Origin of the sequence: Arthrobacter sp. A2-55 (assembly GCF_025548615.1) — a bacterium.
Taxonomy (GTDB): domain Bacteria; phylum Actinomycetota; class Actinomycetes; order Actinomycetales; family Micrococcaceae; genus Specibacter; species Specibacter silviterrae.
The window spans coordinates 1-1,297 of sequence record NZ_JAJLOZ010000146.1 but is presented as its reverse complement, the minus strand read 5'-3'; the positions used below and the strand labels follow the sequence as shown (position 1 = coordinate 1,297).

1 protein-coding gene is annotated in these 1,297 nt (G+C 61.4%); it reads right to left on the bottom strand.

What is annotated here, in order from left to right:
- Positions 1–20: 20 nt before the first annotated feature.
- Entirely contained in the window at positions 21–1,163 is a 1,143-nt protein-coding gene (locus LPN03_RS20695; RefSeq protein ID WP_262455754.1) for an ISAs1 family transposase, read from the bottom strand.
- Between the last annotated feature and the right edge of the window lie 134 nt (positions 1,164–1,297).

Genomic DNA, 1,297 nt, shown 5'->3' with positions numbered 1-1,297 from the left:
CAGGGCGTCTGCAAAGTCGTTTAGCCGATAATGAGGCCGGCGAGTTTGAGTGCGCGGTGTGGGTAGTTGCGGGCGCCGCGGGTGGCTTTGGCGAGGTTGGGTTCGCCTTCCAGACGCAGGATTGAGATGGCGATGTTCCTCAGGGATGCCATGACCCGTGGCGCGTTTCCACGTCGCACCTGACTTCCGTCCTCGCGCCACGTCACGTCCCGGCGCCAGTGGAGGCCGTTTTCAATTCCCCAATGGCCTCGGATCAAGGACGCTATGAGTTCCGGTTTTCCTTGTGCCGGCGTCAACGATGTAACAATGTAGACCGTCTCGGTTGACCATTTCCGGGTTCCGATGGGCCTGGATTTTCGGGTGATCTGGGCTGCCTGGGCGGCGTGCGGAAACTTGATCCCGGCAGCGATGCCAACGCATTTGATGGTCCGTTGGATCTCACGGCCGTTGGCGCTCTCGCGGGTCTTGTTCCCGGCGCGGACCTGTTTCCATGGCAGGGCACGCAATTGGTCATGGAGCCTGGGCTGGTTGGCTTTGACGGTGAGCACATAGTGGGCCGACCGGGAGTGCAGGTAGTCGGCATGCTCGCGCTGGGTGTGCAGGGCATCGGCGGTGACGATGATGCCACCGATGTCCTTGATGCCTTCCAACAAGGGTTTGAAATAGGTGATCTCGTTGTGTTTCTCGGACACGTTCTCCTGAACCAACACGGCCCCGGTGGCGTGGTCAACACCGGCCAGCAGGTGGACCCGTGTGCCGCCGCCGTTCTTGGCACCTCGGACTTCCTTCCCGTCAATGGCTATCGCCGTCACCACTGTCATTCCTTGTGCCCACGACCCGGCCAATCGGTCCAGGGTGTCGGCGTCCAGGCGCTGGAGCACTCTGGCCAGCGTTGTCGCGTGCGGGGCCCCAATACCGAGCGCCGCGAGTTGGTCCCGGGCCGTATCGGCGGCCCATTCGGCCATCTCCACCAACGATGTCGCCCCGGCCACCACCGAGCAGACCATGATGACCAACAGGTGCGCGAAACGATGCCGGACGCCGCGTTTCTTGCGGGGATCCGGCAGTTCCGCCAGGGCGGCAAGGACCTTGCCCGGGTCAATCTCCACCGGCCCCGTCAAGGCGAATTCGTCAATGAACGAGGCAAGGTGAGACGATGGCATGCGAGAACTCCTGGCAACATGTGGGACTGAACAATCACATGCTTAATGGGAGTTCTCGCTCATTAACAGCCACAGCCCCGTCGTCTCACATATTAAGACGATTCACCCTCAAAAAAGACTTTGCAGACGCCCTG

Bases quoted from the DNA above. Each gene is read 5' to 3' on its own strand.
- LPN03_RS20695 (WP_262455754.1), bottom strand. From the start codon at position 1,163: ATGCCATCGTCTCACCTTGCCTCGTTCATTGACGAATTCGCCTTGACG.